The organism is Suicoccus acidiformans (assembly GCF_003546865.1).
Taxonomy (GTDB): domain Bacteria; phylum Bacillota; class Bacilli; order Lactobacillales; family Aerococcaceae; genus Suicoccus; species Suicoccus acidiformans.
Genome location: NZ_CP023434.1, coordinates 432,489 through 452,951, shown reverse-complemented (window position 1 = coordinate 452,951; position 20,463 = coordinate 432,489). Strand labels below are relative to the sequence as shown.

The window sequence follows — 20,463 nt, the reverse complement described above, 5'->3', positions numbered from 1 at the left end:
AGATGATACAACGCCGAACGTTTCGAAACAGTGAGAGATGGAAGTGAATAACAAAAGATACTACTGGTTAAAGTTAAATGAAAATTTTTTCGAAGATGACACCATTCAGTGGCTTGAAGAACAAGAAAATGGCGATAAATATGTTATTTTTTACTTAAAACTAGCACTCAAATCTCTTCAAGATAACGGTAAGCTCATTCGATACGTAGGCGAAAAGCTTATGCCCTATGACGTCAAAGCCTTATCAAAATTGACAAACACGGATAGTGACACAGTTAAGGTTGCTATGAATTTATTCGTTGAAATTGGCCTTGTTGAAATACTAGACACTGGCGAATTATTCATGAAGCAAATAGAGGAAATGACCGGCAGCGAAACAGCTGCAGCAAAAAGAATGAGAAAAAGCAGAGCTAAACAAAAACTTTTAGAGCAAACCGTAGATAAAACGTCACAATGTTACAGCGATGTTCATAAAAGTGACACAGAGAAAGAGATAGAGAAAGAATTAGATATAGAGTTAGATAAAGAACAAGACAAGAGCAACGCAACTACAGCAGATTCTCTTAAAGCTCTATATCAATTCTACCAAGAAAACTTTGGTATCATCACACCTTACATCCAGGACGATATTAAAGATTATTCTGAGTTGCAATCACCAGAGTTAGTTCAATTAGCAATGGAAAAAGCCTTAGATAAGCAGAAGCCATGGAGCTATGCCAAAGGTATCTTGAAAAATTGGCTAACTAAGAATATTAAAACATTAGATCAGGCTCAAGCAGAAGAAGTCCAATTTAATAATAGTCGCAAAAATAGAGGAATGTATGTTGAACCCGTCCCAGAATGGATGAAACAGCAAGGGAACAGTAAACAATCATCAAATACACAAGTATACGAAGAGATTGATGAAGTTGAACTCATGCAGCAACTTAATGAATTGATGGGAGGCTAATGTGAGAATCATAGCATTTGACCAAAGTACAACAGCAACCGGTTGGGCTGTAGCTGACACTGAGACTCAAAAACTTATTGAGTTCGGTGTCATTAAGCCTAAAGGCAATTTAAACGATCGTATTCGTGAAATGATGTTAGAGGCCTATCGATTAAGTCAGTGGTATGAGGTCTCTGAAGTCTATCTGGAAGATATTTTTGCTAGAAATAATGTGTCTACTTTAATCAAATTAGCCAAACTATTAGGTTGTCTAGAAATATACCTTGAAGGCAAAGGGTATCCTGTTCATATTATACAGCCGACTGAATGGCGAAAAAGAGTCGATTTAAAAAATGGTAAGCGTAAAGAAGTCAAAGCGCAAGCAATCGATATGATTAAGCAGCAGTATGACATCGAACCATCAGAAGATGAATGTGAGGCAATTCTTTTTGCTATGGCATTTACGAAGGAGGAAGTTAATGAAACAGAAAGTAAAAGATAAGATAATTTTTTTGTTCAAAGAGTTAGAAGGATTAGACTTTTTTGACGAGGATTCTTTATTGAAAAGTATCTTGATTGTAATCGATAAAGATTGGCCAGAAGCTCCCAAACCAACCTCTGACTCTCAGCCAAGAGATGCAATAAATAAACCTAAGCATTACATCGGTCGAAATGGTATTGAAGTTGACGAGGTAAGCGTTGGATTCTTATCTAAGATTAAAGACGGCTATGTTGGTCATAAAATTGGCACAGCTGTGGAGTATTTGCTGAGAGCTAGCGAAAAGAATCAAAAAGAAGATATTCAGAAAGCTCATAAAAATTTAGAGATGCTATTAGACTACTTAAATAAGGAGGGGCGTCTGTGAACACTGTGCAACTTGTAGGGCGTCTAACCAAAGAGATTGATCTGAGATATACAACGTCTGGTGTGGCAGTTGGGAACTTTACATTAGCTGTTAATCGAAACTTTACTAATGAGAAGGGTGAACGTGAAGCGGATTTTATCCAGTGTGTTATATGGCGTAAGCAAGCAGAAAATTTAGCTAACTTTACGCGTAAGGGGTCTCAAATTGGTGTTGAGGGTCGGATACAGACACGGAATTTTGAAAATCAACAAGGGCAGAAGGTTTATGTGACGGAAGTTGTAGTAAATCAATTTCATTTACTCGAACCAAAGGAAGTGACTGAGAAAAGGCCACGGGAAACTCAGACGAATACTGGGAATAATCAGGGATTTGTGGGACAGAATCAGTCAAATATGGGACAAACACCACAATACAACTGGAATGAACCGGATTACATGAAACTTGAAGGTCAGCCGTTGAATATCGAAGAAGACGATTTACCGTTTTAGGAGGAGACTTAGAGAGAGCGGGTCATAAGGGTGATGCAGAGACAGATTATAGCAAAGCTAAATACTATTATGATCGGCTGCATGAATTGACCGAAATGGAGCTGAATGAATATGACTAGGATTGATATGCAAGCAAGTGCAGCAGTAGCACATGGATTTAGTAGAATACCTGAAGACATCTGTGAATGGCACGCTTTAGACGACAGCCAAAACGTATGGCAGTCAGATTGTGGTCAAATTTGGGGGATTTCTGCAACTGAAGTATTTCATTCAAAGTTTAAGGGTTGTCCGCAGTGCAAAAGAGATGTCGAGCTGTATCTCAGAGAAGAAAAAGGAGCATAAAACATGGAGGATAACGGAGTGACGATTTGGGATAAGGTTTTGCTTTGGGTCGTGGTGTTTGCGGTGCTCCTGATTCCGATAGCTTGGGCCGGGTGGAATTGGTACCATGAAGAGCCCCCAGAAGCTTTTGAAAGTGAGTTGATCTATCAATTTAAAGCAGGAGATGATGTTGTCCCGGATGTGTATCAGCTTTGGGATATTAATGGCCAGGAGCATTTAATAGTGTTGCCTCGCTAAACTAAGGCAATCGGTTTTACCGGTTGCCAGAAGCGAATAGCAACCTTGCTGATGACGGGCTGGAAACCCCAGCAAGGAATACCCTGATAAAAACAAACATCATTTCTCAGCTATTCGTTTCCGGGAGCTGGTAAAACAAAAAGACCCACCAAGAATGTGGCAGGCACTGACACTAAAATTCTATCATATTCTTGGAGGGAATGCATTGAGACGAAACACATTTAACTACATCAAAGAGATACTCAAAGATTATTCAAACGCAGATGCATACATTAAAGAGCGTGAAGAAGAGTTGCTACATCCTTACCGCCAAGAAGATCTAAACAGTGGGTTTAGGGGTGAGGGTGGAAAGAAAGACCCCATCGGCAATGCAGCGCTGACCATTGCCGAGGATAAAGCTTTAGGAATAATCAAACGGAATAAAAGAGTCGTCCAAAAGGAATTGGATCAAGCTGATTCTGATACGAGGGTGATTATCGAAGAGCTATACATACGCAAATACCCTCAGTATACAATGAGTGGGTTAGTGAATAATCATAAAATCAGTTGCGGGAGAACTAAAGCTTTCAAACTACGAGATACTTTTTTTGAGAACATAGCTGATGAATTAGGTCTAATGAAATAAGTTGAGATAAAAACGGACGAAAAACGGACTCACGATCCTTTCTAATCGGTTATTATTGTATCGTAGGAGAAAACCTACAAACGCCTCTTATAGGTAGCCTGAGGGAACTCCGGAGTTCAATTTCTCGGCAGGCTATAAATCCACTGAGTAATAGCGATGGAGGCTTTCGGTGGTCATCTGCACATCCTAACAAATTTCTCCTTAAGATTTGTCATTATTATCAACAATCGTGCAGATGGTATATAACTCAAGCTTCACCATAGTGGTGAGGCTTTTTATTTTTATCCAGAGAAAGGCGGTGATGGCCATAACGAACGAAGAACGAATTATCAAAGAGATAGCCGATTATGCTAACGAATTGATGGCAGAGTGGCCATCATCGAGAAATAGGCAACGACAGTTTGTTTTAGAGTATGTGAAGTTAAACTTTGGCAATGCGACGGAAGCGGCTAAAAAAGCAGGGTATTCCACTAAGACAGCTGATAGGCAAGCTAGCAGAATGTTGAACAATGTTGAGTTTCTATATGTTCAAGAAGTCGTAGATAAGTTACAAGAAAAATATGAAGAGCGAGCAACAGAGCTTTCGATTGCTTCGGCTACTGAAATTCAGCAATATCTTACTTCAGTTATTCGTGGAGAACAAACCGATGTTAGGTTAGTTGGTCTTGGCGATGGTGCACAAGTTCCCGAAGAACTGCGGGTTGATACTAAAGATCGTATAAGAGCAGCTGAACTGTTAGGGAAAGCAAAATCGATGTGGACAGAAAAAGTAGATGCTAATGTAACGTCGCATGTCACGATAGTGGATGATATTCCTGATGATTAGTTTGTTAAATGCAATTGCTCCGAGCTTTTATAGCTTACACCACGACATAAAAAATGAGCGTCATACGCATTATTGGCTAAAAGGCGGGCGTGGTTCTACGAAATCATCTTTTATTTCGGTAGAAATTATTTTAAACATGATGGATAACCCACAAGCCAACGCTACTGTCATGCGTAAAGTTGGTAGTACACTCCGTGAATCGGTGTTTGACCAATATTTATGGGCGATTGATAAGTTAGGTGTTAGTCACTTGTGGAAGGAGTCTATCAATCCTATGCAAATCACGTATTTGCCAACGGGTCAAAAGATTCTATTTAAAGGAGCGGACAAACCTAGAAAGATTAAATCAACAAAGTTTCGTAATGGCTACAACAAATATATTCATTATGAAGAAGTTGATGAATTTAACGGCTATTCAGAAATACGTTCAATTAATCAGTCTTTAATGCGTGGTGGGGATAATATCCAGGTGTTTTATTCCTATAATCCACCTAAGTCACAACGAAATTGGGTCAATCTTGAAGTCAACGAACAAGCGATGCGTGCAGATACTATTGTTCATTCAAGTGATTACCGCAGTGTGTCGCCGGATTGGTTGGGAGAGCCGTTTATTGCTGAAGCGGAGCATACTAAAGAGCGCAAACCAGACATTTACCGTCATGAATACCTCGGTGAAGTCATTGGTACAGGCGCAGAAGTATTCGCTAATTTAATTTTCAGAGAAATTGAAGACACAGAAATCGAACGCTTCGACAAGCTCAATCGTGGGCTTGACTTTGGTTTTGCAGGGGACCCTTTGCATTACACAACTAACTATTTTGATAGAACAAGGCGAAGGTTATACATCTTTGAAGAAATTCATCAAGTGCGACTCAAAAACCGTGAAGCTGTCAATAAGATTAATCAGCTCAAATACAGCCATGGAGAAATCACAGCGGATAGTGCTGAGCCAAGAACGATAGCAGAATTTAAAGATTTAGGGCTAAGAATTGTTGATGCGAAAAAAGGGCAAGGAAGTATTGAACAAGGCATAAAATTCTTGCAGGACTTGGATGAAATCATTATTGATCGTGGACGGTGTCCAAATACAGCGCGAGAGTTTGAGAACTATGAATTAGAACGCGATAAACATGGAAACTTAAAAGGTGACTATCCTGATGAAGATAATCACTCAATTGACGCAACGAGGTATTCATTAGAGAAGTATCTCAAGAATAGACGCTCCAGTATTAAGTCATTTAAAGGGGGTATTTAATGGCACTTGTAAATTTAAATAAACATAAACTGTTCACCGTATCAAAAGACCAAGAGTTAACTGCCGAGGTGGTCTATGAAGCACTGAATTTACACATTGCTAAGCTAAGGAATAATTATATCGACAACGAAGATATGTATATGTCAGATCATGACATTTTGCATGATAAGCCAAAAGAATCATGGAAGCCAGACAATCGACTTGTCGTCAATTATGCAAAGTATATCGTTGATACATTCGGTGGTTATCACATTGGCATTCCTTTAAAGGTAACGCATGAAGATGATAACGCCGAAAAATTTATATCGGATTTCAGGACGTTAAATGATATGGAAGATACAGAATATGAGCTTGCTAAGGATATGGATATCTTTGGAAGCTCATTTATTTATTTGTATCAAGATGAGGATAGTGATACTCGTGTTGCTTATGAATCACCGGTGAATATGTTGATGATCCATGATGACAGCATTCAAGAGCGTCCGCTATATGCAATCAGGTATGAGATGCTGGAAGATGGCATTCAAGCTGAAGTGATTGATACAGAAAGGCACTATACTTACAGATCAAATCATAACATGGTAGGTACTCTCGTTGAGGGGGATGCTCATCCATATAGTGAATTACCAGTCATTGAAATGATTGAAAACGAAGAGCGACAAGGGATATTTGATTCAGTTAAATCGTTAATCAATGGGTTAAATAAAGCGGTAAGTGAGAAAGCTAATGACGTTGATTACTTTGCAGATGCTTATCTTAAAATAATTGGCCCTGAACTCGAAAAAGAAGATGTTAAAACAATCAGAGATGACCGTATTTTTAACTTATACGGTGACTATCCAAGTGCAGATGCAGCTTTCTTAGAAAAGCCGAATGCCGATACCACGCAACAAAACCTGATTCAATTGCTTAAAGAGTCAATTTTCTCGATTTCGATGGTTGCTAACATGAACGAAGAGAACTTCGGACAAGCGAGCGGCACGGCGCTAGCTTTTAAGTTACAAGCAATGTCAAATTTAGCTAAGATGAAAGACCGAAAAATGCAATCAGGATTTAACCGTATGTACCGAATTGTCTTTAGCGTGGGTATCGGTAAAGTCGCCCCTGATGATTACCGAGACATTAAATATACATTTACTCGAAATGTGCCTAAAAACGAGAAAGAAGAAGCAGAAATTGTGACGATGTTAGATGGCCACGTTTCAGATGAGTTGAAGTTAAGTTACTTGTCCAGTGTGGATAATGTCAAAGATGAAATTAATCGTATACAAGAAGATGAGCAACGTGGCAGTCGTTTAATGCAAGCAATCGAGCGGCAAAAACGTATGACAGATGATGTGATTAATGATGTCCAAGAAGAATAGGTACTGGGAGCAACGGTTGCTTGCTGAAATGAAAGCGAAGCAAGAAGAAGAGAAGACGATTAAAGAAGAGTTTGATAGGCTTCACAACCATTACTACCGTGAAATCGAAAAAGAAATCAACGATATCTATATTCGTTACGGAAATGCACTTGAAATCAATCCACAAGAAATGCGCAAGAAAGCGTCACAGATGGACGTAGAAGCGTTTCAAGACAAAGCTAGAAGATATGTTGAGGAAAAGAATTTCAGCCCTCAGGCGAACGAAGAGCTTAAAATTTACAATGCTACCATGCGAGTCAATCGACTAGAGTTGTTGCAAGCTGAGTTGGATTTAGAAATGGTCGCACTGGCTGATGGTGAGTATAAGCTCACTGAAAAGTTTATGAATGCGGAGTATCTATCGGAAGTTAGACGACAAGCCGGTATTTTGGGTGAGTCTGTACCAACTCAAGAAATGCTTAGAGTCAGGGCGCAAGCAATTATGAATGTGCCATTTCATGGTGCAGTATGGTCAGACAGTATCTGGGATAGGCAAGAGTTACTAAGAAGTGTTGTCGCTGATATTACACAAGAAGCGATTATTCAAGGCAAAAATGCGACAACTTTTGTCAGTCAAATACGTAAAGAGTTTGATGTGAATTCTTACGAAGCGAAACGCTTAGCTGTCACTGAAGCAGCAAGAGTTGCAAGCGAGGTTCAGAAACAATCATATGAACGTAATGGATACGATAAATTTATCTTCATGGCTGAGCCAACGGCGTGTGATAGGTGTGCTAAGTTAAACGGCAAGACATTCTATACGAAGGATTTGAAGCCTGGAGAGAATGCATCGCCTATTCACCCACATTGCCACTGTACGACAGCTCCTGGTGCGGGGCGAGATGAGTTAGAAGAGATGTTTAGGGAGTATGAAGCAGAAAAAGATGATATAATAGAGTCAGGGAAAGCGAGCGTTCCTGAAATAATTGCTAATAACATGAGTCCAGAACAAGTTAATTTCTATAATCAAGCGATGAAAGACAGTTCTAAAGAGGCTTTAAAAGTTTGGGAGACATATCGAGATTCCCTCACTCTTTTGGACGGAGATTATCGAAAGGGCGCTCATTACAGACCTGATTTAGGTGTAAATATAAATATTGCTGAAGACATGGCAGGCAAATCTTATTCCAGACCGGGCAACACATTCTTTCATGAGTTCGGCCACAATATTGATTTTGAAGCCGAAGGATCGTATAGAACTTTTACAGAAATTCACAAATTACAGAACGGTAAAACTTTTGGCGAGCAGATATTTGATGAAGTTACTGAGAGAATTAAAGAGATGCCGGGGAAACGAAAGTCCGAGAGAGTCGGTCAAATTCGTCAAATCTTATTAGAGGAATATCAAGAAGATATGGCGTCTATGAGCTCAATCTCTGATTTGTTTGGAGGAGCGACAAATAATCAATTGAATTTAGGTGTGGGTCATGACACACAATACTGGAAACCTAGTGCGATGCAAAAACGATACGGTATGAAGCAAGCCGAATACCGGAATGGAATGCTAGGCAAAGAAGGATTTGCAGAAATGTACGCAGCAGAAATGATTAATGACGTTAAGGAAATTGAGAAATTTAAGAAATGGCTACCTGAAAGTTATAGTCATTTTAAAGATATGCTCAAAGCGTTAGGAGGGCGATGAGAATGTTATATTGGGAAGATGGATCTATGGCTATCGTAGTTCAGGCGACAGAAAAATATGAAGCACATTTCGATGAGCAGTTCCCACTGATGGAATACATTGATATTACCAGAGAAGGCGATTATGATGTATCTATTTCGGGTGCAAAAAGGCTCTCGGAAATGATTGAAGACAGAATTCTAACAAATAAACCTGTAGCAGTACCAGAAGGCTATCAAGATATTCTTTATTAATCAGCACTCACTCAAAGAAAAAGTAGAGTGCTATTTTTGTACCCAAAATTAAGGGGGTGATACAGTGCTGATAGGCTGGAATGTTATCATCGATGATGAAGAACATTTTGTCGTATTTGGTGAATTAGAAGACTACATTCATCGTTTCTGCAGTCCAGACAAAGTTTGCCGAATTGAGTTCGTGAAAGGACGGTGACAGGCGCATGATCGCTGTATCTCGTCGCTACTGACGTAAAAAGGAGATTAACATGAAGAATGATATCAAAGAAGAAATGCAAAGGGCCAGTCGTGGTCTATCTGTCACAGATGTGATAAGTCAACTTGAAGAACAAGATGCAGATGAAGTCATTGTGATAAGTATCAAAGATGATGTTGTATATACTAGCTACAGTGTTGATAACCAATTCATGGCACTAGGAACACTGGATTTAGCAAAACGAATTATATTGGATGAAGAGGTCGACTAGAAGTCGGCTATTTTTTATGTCCAAGCATTTATGACGTAAAACTGTATGGGAAGTGCAGGCATGTATCCACTTTAAAAGGTATGGGAAAGGATTGTTTATTACATGAACGAAGAAGAAATCAAAGATATTGAATCTACTGAAGAAGAGCAAGTCGACACTCAAGAAGAAGTAGAACAACCAGAATTGAAATATACTGACGAAGACGTTGACCGCATTATCAACAAGAAAGTTGCTGAAATCTCGGCAAAGAAAGAGCGAGAACTTGAAGACAAACTGAATGAAGCTGAGAAGTTACGTAAGATGAATGCAGACCAGAAAGCAAAATACGAAGCTGAGAAGAAAGATGAGCGCATTGCCGAACTTGAAGCCAAATTAAACCGCAAAGACTTAGAAACAGAAGCAACAAATATGTTAGCTGGCCATGACATTCTAGCTAATGAAGGGGTGCTTTCTTACGTAGTTCGTGATAGTGCTGAAGAAACTCAAACTGCCGTAAATGGTTTTGTTGATTTAGTCAATGAATTAGCAGATAAGAAAGTAAAGCAAGCGTTGGCAGGTAAGACACCAACGAAGATTGGTAACGCTAGTCAACCAGTAAAGAAATTGTCAGAAATGACGTATACAGAGAAAGTGGAACTCAAAGCAAAAAATCCACAACATTATCAAACATTATTAGAACAGGAGAGATAATATGCCAAAAACATTATCAACAGACTTATTAAATCCAGAAGTATTAGCGGATGCATTAGAGGGCACATTAGAAAACGCTATTCGATTTGCGCCTTATGCCCGCATCGATAGCACGTTAGAGGGTGTACCAGGTGATACAATCACTCGCCCTAAATATGGATATGTAGGACCAGCTGAAGACTTGCAAGAAGGCGTGCCGATGGATACCACTAAGATGTCCATGACTACAACGCAAGTCACTGTTAAAGAAGCCGGTAAAGCAATTGAAATCACTGAAAAAGCCTTAATCACTAATATTAACGGAACGATGGCAGAAGCCCAACGTCAACTTAACTTAGCGTTGGCTGATAAAGTAGATATCGATTATGTGAATGCTTTGCGTACCGCTAAATTAACAGCAGGGGTTGACTTTACACCAACAGGTATCCTTACTGCGATTGACGTGTTCAATGACGAAGATGAAGCAACTTATGTTTTATTTATCAATCCAAAAGATTACACTAAATTAGTGCGAGGGTTGTTTACTGTTGGCGGCAGTATCCAAGATCAAGCTATCGCAAAAGGGCGTGTTGCTGAACTAGTCGGTGTATCTGATATTGTGAGAACACGTCGTGTAAACGAAGGTGAAGCGTATATTCAAAAGCAAGGCGCAGTAGAGCTTGTTTACAAGAAACGTCCAACTGTTGAGATGGATAAAGATATTTTAGCTCGCGCATTTGTGATTGCTGCAAACCAATACTACACAGCTAACTTATTTGATGACTCAGGCGTCGTTAAATTAGGTGGTGCAACAGTCTAATGTTATTAAGAAGGTATCACACCAACAACAAACAAGAAGCAAAGATAGTAGAAGAAGCTAAAACTATTGATTACAATGATCTAACTGTTGCAGAACTAAAAGACATAGCTAAAGAACGTGGTATTGACGGCTACAGCGATATGAAGAAAGTGGAGCTAGTCGAAGCCCTAGAGGGGTGATTAAATGGCGAGATTAGATGATGTTAAGCTACTGCTAGGCATTAAGGATGCTGAACAAGATGAATTGATTAAGTTGATAGAAAATCTCACAGTAAGCCATTTTGTTGCTTATATTAATAAGGAGCTGGTACCGCCTGAGTGTGACTTTATTATCACTGAAGTCATGGTCAAGCGGTTTAATCGTATTGGTAGTGAGGGGTTAACAAATCAATCCGTTGAAGGATTGTCACAAACATTTTCAGCGCATGACTTTGAAGAATACGATACTTTTCTGAGTCGTTATTTCGGATTGAACACGCCGAGTGGAGGTATCAAGATACTATGAGATACGCTCAACGAGCCACATTTGTTAAAGAAATCAAAGAATATAATCGAAGATTAAGCAAGGAAACCGTTGTGAGAGTAGAGCAACAAACGGTTCCTTGCTTTTTTAATGACTTGGGAATTGAACTGTCCAAGCAAGTCTTTGGGGATTATGCGGAAGGGCGTAAAATCGTTCGTCTACAACAGCCACATTTATCTGTATTTGATTTTATTTTGCTAGATGGACAAAAGTATCAAGTGGATTCTAACCGCCAAAACGGCCGTGTATTTTACGTTTCGATAGGTGATTAGATGCGAGTCAATTGGAACGGTATGGACGATATTGTCAATCAAATTAGGACGAATGCTGAGTTAGAGCTTGCCAAGAAGATTGTAAAGGTCAACAGTGCTGAGTTAGATCAAACGATGAAAGCAAGAGCGGTTTTCGTGAAAGGTTATTCCACAGGACAAACCCGGCGAACCATTGAAACAGAAATTACAGACGGTGGTTTAACGACAACAACACGCCCAACTACAGAATACTCACCATATCCTGAGTGCGGAACACGGCATATGGAAGCACAGCCTTTTGCGAAACCGGCATTCAATCGACAAAAAGAATTGTTCAAGCGAGATATGGATAGGCTGGTGAAATAATGGAGCTGACAACAGAGCAATTGCTGTTTGGTGAGATTGAGATACTCATTGAAGATACATTAGGTTATACCGTCTATCCGTCCTTACCAGACTTAGATGCCGAGTATCCATTCGTAGTCATGGGCAGTGTTCAAACGGTACAAATCCCTGATAAGACACATTACAGATATAAGTTTTTCGTAAACCTAGACGTTTGGGGCGACGATAACAATCGTGCTGACGTCAGTATGATGGCGACAAAAATTAGAGAGTCGCTACGATATTTCAAAGCAGAGAACCTGCATTTCAAGCTTGTTCAGCATGATGTCGAACTTAGAACAGACAATTCAACCTCGTCACAGTTATGGCGGGGTCTTTTGTTTTTAGAATTTATTATTTTGTAAAGGAGAAATTAAATGAATAAAGAAGAAGTACAAACAGTGCAAGGTATGGCTAAATTCTTACTCATGCGTATTTTGGGAGAAGACGGTGATGCAACTAAGATTGCTAACCAAACGACACATTCAACGTCTTCTAGTCGTGATGTTAACTCTCAATCAACGAAAGATGGTACAAAGCGTACCTTAGGCGCAGTTGAGCAAGAAATTGAAGCTTCTGTCTTATTGTCAACAAACGATGACGTGGATAAATTAAAAGAAGCGCATGAAGAAGGTAAAATCGTTGAGTTATGGGACATTAATTCCGTTGTAAAGAACGTTGAAGGCAAATACAAAGCGACATACTACCAAGGTTACATTTCTGATATTGAAGACGAAGCGCCATCTGATGACGGAATCGAAGTATCTATTACATTTGCGATTGAAGGCGTTGGCCAACGTGGCTATACAGCTCTATCTGTGGCTCAAGAAGCCGTGATTCAATATGCATTCGTTGAGGCGGTGGCAGGTACGGCTAACGAAGCACTTGCAGGTGCCGGTATTGCTGATGAAGGCATTACAGGAGTTGGGACAGACAGTGAATCCTTACGTTCTTTAGACAATGCACCGACCAACCCGACAGAAACAGTTTCTTAATGGAATGAAAGCCCAAGGAGGAAATTAAATGCAATTAACAATCAACGGTAAAGACTACGAATTGAAATTTGGTATTGGTTTTATTCGTGAACTTGATAAGGTTTATGGCATCGAAACAAATGGTGTCCATTTTGGAATGGGGATCCAAGCGGCTTATCCTATGCTCACATCGTTTAGTGTATCGGCCTTATCAGACGTCATTCGTTGCGCTATAAAAGGACGAATTAAACAAGAGAGTGTCGATGAAGCAATTGAAGTATATGCGGATGAAAACGATGGACTAGCGGGGTTATTCGAAGCGGTAAAGGACGAATTGGGGAAATCTTCGGTGACGAAAGATCTCGTCAAGAAATCGGAAGCGAATCTGGAAGAAGCCGAAGAAAAGCTGAAAGAGAAAGAATAGAAACGTCACAGGAGACTTACGAGAAGATTGTAGTCTCCTGTTTTCGTTATTTGGGCTTTAAAACGATTGAAGAGGTTAATGACTTAACGCTATATGAGTTTGAGTTGCATATGAAGGTGGTCAATGACCAACTTAAATATGATTTAGAGATGGAAAATTACCGATTACATTCACAAGCATGGTTAAATCGTGCGGTTCAAGCAACGGATGATAAAGGGAAATACATCTATCGAGACTTTAATAAGTTTTACCATGAGCTCGATTTTGACCAAAATAATCGAAATAGACCTAAAACAAAACAAAAACAAGTTAATCGTAATCCTGAGTTACGACGTCTTATGCTAGAAGCAAATAAATAAGAGAGGAGGATTATATGGCAGAATCATATAGTGTCGAAGCGGTACTATCCGTAATTGACCAAGGATTTACTCAAGCGATGGAACGTGCAGAAGCAAATTTCAAAGAGTTAGAACGAACCTCTCAAACTGCAGCTAATGGCATAAGCCAAAGTATGCAAAAAGCGGGTAAATCTATTAGTGAATTTGGAGAGAAAATATCGTCGATTGGATCTAAAATGACTGCTGGAATTACAGCGCCGATTGATGGGGCAGTTGGAGCAAGTATCGGTGAATTTGCTAAGCTAGAGCAATCCTGGGGCGGTATTGAAACCATGTTCGGCAAAGATGCGCCAAAGGCTATTGCGAATGCAAATAAAGCGTTTAGAACTGCAGGAGTATCAGCTAACGATTATATGGAAAACGTCACATCCTTTTCTGCCTCGCTTTTGCAAGGCCTTGGCGGAGATACTGCTGAAGCAGTGAGATATGCAGACATGGCGATGGTGGATATGGCTGATAATGCGAATAAGTTCGGTACAGATATCGGTTCAATTCAACAGGCTTATCAAGGATTTGCAAAGGACAACTTTACGATGCTGGACAATCTCAAGTTAGGTTATGGTGGAACAGCTAGTGAGATGGCTCGTCTCGTCAATGAATCAGGTGTCTTGAATGGTGAGTTTGAAGCGACTGCAGAGAACGTTAAGGATATCCCTTTCGACGTATTGATTGAAGCAATTCACAGAACTCAAGAAGAGATGGGAGTTACTGGAACAACTGCCAAAGAGTCAGAAGAAACAATCAGTGGTTCATTTGATTCGATGCTCGCAGCGGCTAAAAACCTAGCTGGTGGTTTAGCGACGGAAGGTGCCGACATTGAAAGTTTGATGAATGATTTAGCTGAAACGGCGAAGACATTTGTCAATAACGTTAAAAATGCACTATCCACAATTTGGGATAACCTACCAATGGCTGAGTGGCAGAAATGGGCTCTTCTAGTTGTAACCGCAGCAGGCCCCGTCTTAATGGTCGTTGGAAAGCTTATTTCAATTTTCGGTGGGTTTATAACCACCATTGGTAAAATAGGCGGACTAATGGGCAAAGTAACTGGGGCGTTCACTGGATTAGGAACGGCCGGCAAAGTAGCAGGTGCTGGTACGGCGGCTTCATCAGTGAGTTTTGCTGCAGTTGGAGCTACTTTATTACAAGTTGCAGGAATTGTAGCAATTGTCGTGGGAGCCTTGCTTTTACTTTCGTTAAATGCCGAGGGTGTATCTCAGGTATTGATGGGAATTGCTCAAGCTATTAGTGTGACATTTCAAGGTTTAGGCGCAGCAATTGCAACTGTCGTTGAAGGGGTTGGCTCCGCAATGGCGACATTTGCATCAGCTGTTGGTGTAGCTATGAGTCAAGTCATTACGGCATTTAGTAATGGTGCTTCTCAGATTATTACAGCAGTAACACCGATGATTGATATCATTGGCCAGAATTTTAATGCGATGGTTCAGATTATATCTACAGCAGTGGTGCAGATTATTACCGCTCTAGCACCATTTATTCCAGCGATAACAGAAATGGTTACCGCCGTTACCGCACAAATTCCGATCATTATTGATGCATTCAGTAATTTTGCTTCGACAGTTGGTACTGCAATCTCAGAAGTGGTTACAGCAATTTCAACAGGAGCTACCAACATAATAAGTGCTATGACACCTTTGGTAGAGTCTCTAACGACAGGTGTTTCTGGAATTATTGAATCATTTGGCACCTTAGCTACAGATATCGGTACTGCGATAGGAACCGTTGTTGACTCAGTTTCCGGGCTAGTTGACTCGATTGGCGGGTTAGCGGAATCAATCGCTGGATCATTTCAAACGATTGTAACAGCAGTTCAAGGTCTAGCTAGTGCTGACCTAGGTGGTCTAGCAGGTAATGTCACACGACTTGCAGCTGCAATTACCGCCCTTAATGTAGCAAACCCTGGAAGTTCAGCTGAGGGGTTATCGTCATTAGGAACAGCTTTAAGCACTATTTATAATGTGTCGGCATTGGCAGGAGACTTCACTGCATTTAATACGGCGATAACTGGGCTAGGAGAAAAAGCACAAAGTGCCGGTACAGGTTTAACAACCATAGGTACAGCACTGGCTACAATCTTTGGTGTGTCTGCTTTAGCCACGGACTTCACAGCGTTAGGAACAGCCTTGACAACATTGTCAACGGTGATGCCAAGTATCTCCACAGCCTTTACTTCGTTATCGACTTCAATGATGACGTTAGGCACAACCGTCTCTACGGCTGTTACAGGATTTACAACAAGCATTACGTCGCTAGGTACATCTGTGACAACGGCAATGACCTCCGCAACCAGTGCTGTTACTAGTGGGGTCAGCGGTATGTCAAGTGCATTAACGAGTGGCATGAGTAATATGGGTTCTGCGACATCGTCCAGCATGAGTAATGTTACTAGTACCATTCAGCAAGCAATGATCCGAGCTAATTCAAATGTACAGAACGCAATGACACGAATGTCTACAACTGTACAAACGTCTATGAATCGGATTATAACAACGGTGCAGTCAGCTATGAATCGCTTTACGAATATCATTCAACAAGCGATGAGCCGAGCAAATAGTACCGTTCAAAATGCAATGAGTCGCATGACATCAACCATTCAAACGGCGATGAACCGAATAGTTCAGATTACACAGAGTGCAATGAATCAATTTGTTAACATCATCCAATCAGCGATGACGCAAGCAAATAGTGTTGTGCAAAACGCGATGAGCCAGATGGTTGCTACTATTCAAAACGCAATGAACAATATTGTATCAGCAGTAACTAGCGGTGGTTCACAGATGAATAGTGCATTCTCAACTGCTGGGAATACAATGGTATCCACTTCAAGATCAATTACCAGCCAAGTAGTCAGTGTGTTTAATCAATTACAGAGCCAACTGTATACCGCAGGTCAAAATGCAGGTCAAGGTGCGGCTAACGGTATAAGTTCAAAAACGGGTGCGGTAGCCGCAGCTGCAAGAGCTTTAGCAAACGCAGCAAACAGAGCCTACAATAGCACATTGGATATTCGGTCACCGTCTCGTGTAATGTTCGGAAGTGGTGAGTGGACTGCGATAGGTGCAATCAATGGTATTTTGAGTAAGGTTAAAGCGATGGCGAAAGCCGCCAGAACTTTGGCTTCGGCAGTGATGGATAATTTTGAGGTTTCATTAGATGATGTTCTACCAACAGATGACTTTGATAAGAAATTGGCTTCTATGAGGGATAGAGTACATCAAGCTGTATCATTAGGTTCTCCGAATGTAAGTTCTAGCCAGTATGCAGATTACACATTTAGGTCAAATGATCGGATTGAAGGTAAATTGGATCAAGTTATTAGTGCTATTAAAGAAGGGAACACCATTGTTTTAGATGATGGAACATTAGTTGGGAAGATTGAACCAGCCATGAACCGTCAATTAGGGCAATCAGTAACGACAAGGGGGCGACATAGCTTAACATGAGTTTAGAAATACATGAATTGATTGAGTTTAATAACTTTAATTCGAAGAATGAAAATTTATATCTAATTCAACGTGAAGCGCCGACACCTGAAGAAAAAAGTATTATCGAGGACATACCTTATATGCAAGGAGTCCTCGATTTTTCAATGTTGCTAGGCGAACGCATTTTTACAAATCGTGAAATTACTTATACGTTTCAAGCGTTTAATTATGGTTATGACAAGCGGAAGTGGCTAGAGCAAGACATTAAGCGTAAGCTAATGATGCATGACCGCTCAATATTGAGAGATACGCATGACTATGGCTATTATTGGCTAGGTAAATGTCAATCAGTGGAAGTTGAAGATGCTCATGAAACAAGCAGTCTGATTGCTACTATTATCTTCAATGTTTATCCGTTTATGTTCACAGAGAACCAGTGGTTTGATGATGTATGGGATGCGTTTAATTTCGAGCGAGATGTCGCCAACTTTACGAAATATGAGGTAACGGGCAAAAAGAATATTATGCTGTACAACACTGGTAGCGTATCAGTATCACCGCAAGTAATTACTACCTCAAGCATGAAAGTGACTATTGACGGTGAAGTGCATGACTATAAATCCGGAACAACAGATAACTTATTGTTACGATTAAAACCGGGAATGAACAATTTAACAATTCAAGGAAACGGGATCATATCCTTCCACTTTAGACATGAGGTGATGGGATAATGTATCGCGTTTTTTATTACGATGATATTTATGACCAAGAGCCAGTCGTGATTCATGAGCCAAATACGTTTGGTGAGAAACTACTGTCGGGACGTATCAAGAAAGCACTGAATACAGTTAGTACATTCGAGTTTACGATTAGTGTAGACAATGTCACCTATCAGAAAGTGAGGCTTCTGAAGGGATTAGTCAAGGTCGTTAATACGCTTGATAATAATCAAGAGTTTTTTGGAAGGATTTATAAACCGGTGGGATCAATGGATGCAAGTGGTTTGTTTGCACAAAATTTTCTTGCGGAGGACTTTTTAGCTTATTTAAACGACTCCAATCAAATGTTTGCTCGTGTGCCAAACAGAGGCATGAGGGATTATTTTGAACGTGTGATACAAAGACATAATAGTGTGGTCGAACCACATAAACGATTTAAGATTGGGCGAGTTACCGTTGATAGTGGTTCAGATATTCCAACTCGCTACATCGGATACGAAACGACTTGGGAAACTTTACGAGAGTTCTTCATCGGGCGATTTGGCGGATACTTGCAACTTAGACATGAACCAGATGGGCTTTATTTAGATTATCTGAAAGAGGTTGGCCACAAATCAAACACCCCAATAAAAATTGGGGAAAACTTGAAAGAAGCAGAACGCGAAGTAGACGTTTCTGAATTGATTACTCGAATTGTACCTATTGGTGCGGATAAAGAAGATGCAACGATTCGAGATGATGATAGTGGTCAATATGTTATTCGAGAACGTATTGATATCAAATCAGTTAATAACGGCATTGAATATCTTGAAGACAAAGAACTTATTGAAACATTTGGTGTAATCCAAAGAACTGTTAACTGGACAGATATCAGCGCAGCGAATATTTTGAAAATACGTGGCCAGCAATACATGGATAATCAACGAGTTGCTATTGCAAATTGGCGTGTATCAGCAGTGAATTTAAATTTAATCGATAAACGCTATGACAAATTTGAGGTCGGGAACACACATCCTATTATCAATCCACCGCTTAGCGGCGTGGAAGAACTGCAAATCATTGAATTAGAGTTAGATATCATAAATGTCCAATCATTAGAACTAAGCGTTGGTGCTGATCAACAAACATTATCAGCGTTTCAATTGCAACAACAAGAAGCTCAGAAATCAATGGAAGCAGCCGTTGCTGAAATTGAACGAAAACGCAAAGAAGAACAACGATTGACGAACGAAATCAACCTAACTGTACTGAGCTTACTGACGAAACAAGGTGAGTTAAAAGCATATCAAGATGAACTGAACTTAGCTCAAGGTGAATTAGCAAGAGTGAATGCTGAGTTAGCTGATCCAGAAGGAATAAATAAATCAAGCTTAGAAATCCGCAGAACACAACTGAATTCACAAATTAGTAACTTGCAGACAAGTATTAGCACTATCAATAAAGAAATCACTGAATTGGAGACGAAGTCGAAAGAATTACAAAAAGAATTGGAAGAGGTGACAGCTGAGTGAAAAAGACAATTATTGGTAATTTACAAATTACACCTGAAATACGAGCCACGCGAGATTTACCGGTCAAATTATGGTCTCAAGATGTTCGAAACCATGAATTTGAAATATACTTTATCGATGAAAACGGCATTGACATGTTACTTGATGACACATATACAGTTAAAGTATTTCTGTATTGGAGAAAGTCACAATCTAAGTCAGAACACGAAGCTCGTATTTTTAACGGGGGAGCAGCATTTAATTTAGATCAATCGATGATTAGTCAGACTGAACGAGTCATCGCTTATGTGTATATTTATCACGGAACACAATCCGCTGACGTAGCGTCGTTCAGTTTTGAGGTAGGGTTATCTGCAATTGATCAGGGTGTTAAAGCTATCAAGAAAGTTTATTCTGATAGTTTTCAACGAGTGGCTGATTGGTTTGAAAACGAAGTGAAGAAATACATGCAGGTGTTTTATGACAATGATGTCTACAAGATTATTAAACAAGTCAATGAGCACACGGCAAATTTTGATAATCCTCATAAAGTCACTAAAAAGCAAGTAGGACTTGGGAATGTAGATAATGTTAAACAAGCCACTAAACAAGAGTTTGACAGCCATAATAGTGATGCGGTTAGGCATATTACTCAAGCAGAACGAAATACTTGGAATGCTAAGCAGAATGCTTTGACGGCAGGGGCAAATATTAGTATCACTGGAAATGCAATAAGTGCTAAATGGCCAACAAAAGCAGACATAGCTCTAGATAATGTAACAAATGAAAAACAAGCGACAGAATCTAACTTTAATAATCATGTTAATAACACAGCAGTTCACACTTCGGCAGCAGACCGCACTCGCTGGGACGGCAAACAAAATAAGTTAGTCGCTGGCTCGAATGTGACAATTAGTGGAGATACTATCAGTTCGTCAGTGCCTAACGACGTTATGCATCGCATTGGTGATTTAGAGTCTAATTACAATGGATTAAGTGGCAAAGTGACTAATCTAGAAAATCGTATTAAAGCATTAGAAACTAAACAATAGGA

General features: G+C 39.9%; 28 protein-coding genes. All 28 read left to right on the top strand.

Annotated features, from left to right (window positions below; genetic code table 11):
* Positions 1-43 precede the first annotated feature (43 nt).
* The 28 genes from CL176_RS02180 to CL176_RS02050 all read left to right on the top strand — a co-directional run bounded on the left by CL176_RS02180 (position 44) and on the right by CL176_RS02050 (position 20,461).
* A complete protein-coding gene (locus tag CL176_RS02180; RefSeq protein WP_240430571.1) occupies positions 44-949 on the top strand; it encodes a phage replisome organizer N-terminal domain-containing protein in 906 nt (301 codons plus the stop codon).
* 1 nt (position 950) lies between these two features.
* Entirely contained in the window at positions 951-1,430 is a 480-nt protein-coding gene (locus CL176_RS02175) for a crossover junction endodeoxyribonuclease RuvC (RefSeq protein WP_118989846.1), read from the top strand.
* Complete coding sequence (locus CL176_RS02170) at positions 1,408-1,794, top strand: DUF3310 domain-containing protein (RefSeq protein WP_162890773.1); 387 nt, start codon at positions 1,408-1,410, stop codon at positions 1,792-1,794. The genes CL176_RS02175 and CL176_RS02170 overlap by 23 nt, the downstream gene beginning before the upstream one ends.
* Entirely contained in the window at positions 1,791-2,282 is a 492-nt protein-coding gene (ssb, locus tag CL176_RS02165; protein ID WP_118989844.1) for a single-stranded DNA-binding protein, read from the top strand. The genes CL176_RS02170 and ssb overlap by 4 nt, the downstream gene beginning before the upstream one ends.
* Before the next feature lie 111 nt (positions 2,283-2,393).
* Complete coding sequence (locus CL176_RS02160) at positions 2,394-2,624, top strand: hypothetical protein (protein ID WP_118989843.1); 231 nt, start codon at positions 2,394-2,396, stop codon at positions 2,622-2,624.
* Between the two features lie 3 nt (positions 2,625-2,627).
* Complete coding sequence (locus tag CL176_RS02155) at positions 2,628-2,861, top strand: hypothetical protein (protein ID WP_118989842.1); 234 nt, start codon at positions 2,628-2,630, stop codon at positions 2,859-2,861.
* Between the two features lie 205 nt (positions 2,862-3,066).
* Positions 3,067-3,486 carry a transcriptional regulator gene (locus CL176_RS02150; protein ID WP_118989841.1) on the top strand — a complete coding sequence of 140 codons (420 nt, stop codon included), beginning with the start codon at positions 3,067-3,069 and terminating at the stop codon, positions 3,484-3,486.
* Between the two features lie 301 nt (positions 3,487-3,787).
* On the top strand, positions 3,788-4,312 hold the full coding sequence (locus CL176_RS02145; protein WP_118989840.1) for a terminase small subunit: 525 nt from the start codon (positions 3,788-3,790) through the stop codon (positions 4,310-4,312).
* A complete protein-coding gene (locus tag CL176_RS02140; protein ID WP_118989839.1) occupies positions 4,305-5,567 on the top strand; it encodes a PBSX family phage terminase large subunit in 1,263 nt (420 codons plus the stop codon). Before CL176_RS02145 ends, CL176_RS02140 begins: the two co-directional genes overlap by 8 nt.
* On the top strand, positions 5,567-6,931 hold the full coding sequence (locus CL176_RS02135) for a phage portal protein (protein WP_118989838.1): 1,365 nt from the start codon (positions 5,567-5,569) through the stop codon (positions 6,929-6,931). Before CL176_RS02140 ends, CL176_RS02135 begins: the two co-directional genes overlap by 1 nt.
* Positions 6,915-8,612, top strand: a complete 1,698-nt coding sequence (locus tag CL176_RS02130; RefSeq protein WP_118991546.1) for a minor capsid protein — start codon at positions 6,915-6,917, stop codon at positions 8,610-8,612. The genes CL176_RS02135 and CL176_RS02130 overlap by 17 nt, the downstream gene beginning before the upstream one ends.
* A gap of 2 nt (positions 8,613-8,614) precedes the next feature.
* Entirely contained in the window at positions 8,615-8,845 is a 231-nt protein-coding gene (locus CL176_RS02125; RefSeq protein ID WP_118989837.1) for a hypothetical protein, read from the top strand.
* Positions 8,846-8,909: 64 nt separating this feature from the next.
* Complete coding sequence (locus tag CL176_RS12805) at positions 8,910-9,041, top strand: hypothetical protein (RefSeq protein WP_276101804.1); 132 nt, start codon at positions 8,910-8,912, stop codon at positions 9,039-9,041.
* A gap of 52 nt (positions 9,042-9,093) precedes the next feature.
* Positions 9,094-9,312 (top strand): hypothetical protein, encoded by a 219-nt coding sequence (locus tag CL176_RS02120; RefSeq protein WP_118989836.1) that lies wholly within the window; start codon positions 9,094-9,096, stop codon positions 9,310-9,312.
* A 102-nt stretch (positions 9,313-9,414) separates the two neighbouring features.
* A complete protein-coding gene (locus CL176_RS02115) occupies positions 9,415-10,002 on the top strand; it encodes a DUF4355 domain-containing protein (RefSeq protein ID WP_118989835.1) in 588 nt (195 codons plus the stop codon).
* 1 nt (position 10,003) lies between these two features.
* On the top strand, positions 10,004-10,801 hold the full coding sequence (locus CL176_RS02110) for a N4-gp56 family major capsid protein (RefSeq protein WP_118989834.1): 798 nt from the start codon (positions 10,004-10,006) through the stop codon (positions 10,799-10,801).
* Positions 10,801-10,980 carry a Rho termination factor N-terminal domain-containing protein gene (locus CL176_RS02105; RefSeq protein ID WP_118989833.1) on the top strand — a complete coding sequence of 60 codons (180 nt, stop codon included), beginning with the start codon at positions 10,801-10,803 and terminating at the stop codon, positions 10,978-10,980. Before CL176_RS02110 ends, CL176_RS02105 begins: the two co-directional genes overlap by 1 nt.
* A 4-nt stretch (positions 10,981-10,984) precedes the next feature.
* The gene (locus tag CL176_RS02100; RefSeq protein WP_118989832.1) at positions 10,985-11,305 is read left to right on the top strand and encodes a phage head-tail connector protein; all 321 of its coding nucleotides are present in this window, start codon (positions 10,985-10,987) and stop codon (positions 11,303-11,305) included.
* Positions 11,302-11,595 carry a hypothetical protein gene (locus CL176_RS02095; protein WP_118989831.1) on the top strand — a complete coding sequence of 98 codons (294 nt, stop codon included), beginning with the start codon at positions 11,302-11,304 and terminating at the stop codon, positions 11,593-11,595. Before CL176_RS02100 ends, CL176_RS02095 begins: the two co-directional genes overlap by 4 nt.
* Positions 11,596-11,940 (top strand): HK97-gp10 family putative phage morphogenesis protein, encoded by a 345-nt coding sequence (locus tag CL176_RS02090; RefSeq protein ID WP_118989830.1) that lies wholly within the window; start codon positions 11,596-11,598, stop codon positions 11,938-11,940.
* Positions 11,940-12,323 carry a gp17 family tail completion protein gene (locus tag CL176_RS02085; protein ID WP_118989829.1) on the top strand — a complete coding sequence of 128 codons (384 nt, stop codon included), beginning with the start codon at positions 11,940-11,942 and terminating at the stop codon, positions 12,321-12,323. Before CL176_RS02090 ends, CL176_RS02085 begins: the two co-directional genes overlap by 1 nt.
* A gap of 12 nt (positions 12,324-12,335) precedes the next feature.
* Positions 12,336-12,953, top strand: a complete 618-nt coding sequence (locus CL176_RS02080) for a phage major tail protein, TP901-1 family (protein WP_118989828.1) — start codon at positions 12,336-12,338, stop codon at positions 12,951-12,953.
* A 28-nt stretch (positions 12,954-12,981) separates the two neighbouring features.
* Entirely contained in the window at positions 12,982-13,356 is a 375-nt protein-coding gene (locus CL176_RS02075; protein ID WP_118989827.1) for a tail assembly chaperone, read from the top strand.
* 104 nt (positions 13,357-13,460) lie between these two features.
* Positions 13,461-13,715: a hypothetical protein gene (locus CL176_RS02070; RefSeq protein WP_162890772.1), complete on the top strand. Its 255-nt coding sequence runs from the start codon at positions 13,461-13,463 to the stop codon at positions 13,713-13,715.
* Positions 13,716-13,729: 14 nt separating this feature from the next.
* The gene (locus tag CL176_RS02065; RefSeq protein ID WP_118989825.1) at positions 13,730-17,218 is read left to right on the top strand and encodes a hypothetical protein; all 3,489 of its coding nucleotides are present in this window, start codon (positions 13,730-13,732) and stop codon (positions 17,216-17,218) included.
* A complete protein-coding gene (locus tag CL176_RS02060; protein WP_118989824.1) occupies positions 17,215-17,931 on the top strand; it encodes a hypothetical protein in 717 nt (238 codons plus the stop codon). Before CL176_RS02065 ends, CL176_RS02060 begins: the two co-directional genes overlap by 4 nt.
* Positions 17,931-19,430 carry a phage tail spike protein gene (locus tag CL176_RS02055; protein WP_118989823.1) on the top strand — a complete coding sequence of 500 codons (1,500 nt, stop codon included), beginning with the start codon at positions 17,931-17,933 and terminating at the stop codon, positions 19,428-19,430. Before CL176_RS02060 ends, CL176_RS02055 begins: the two co-directional genes overlap by 1 nt.
* A complete protein-coding gene (locus tag CL176_RS02050; RefSeq protein WP_118989822.1) occupies positions 19,427-20,461 on the top strand; it encodes a BppU family phage baseplate upper protein in 1,035 nt (344 codons plus the stop codon). Before CL176_RS02055 ends, CL176_RS02050 begins: the two co-directional genes overlap by 4 nt.
* Positions 20,462-20,463 lie beyond the last annotated feature (2 nt).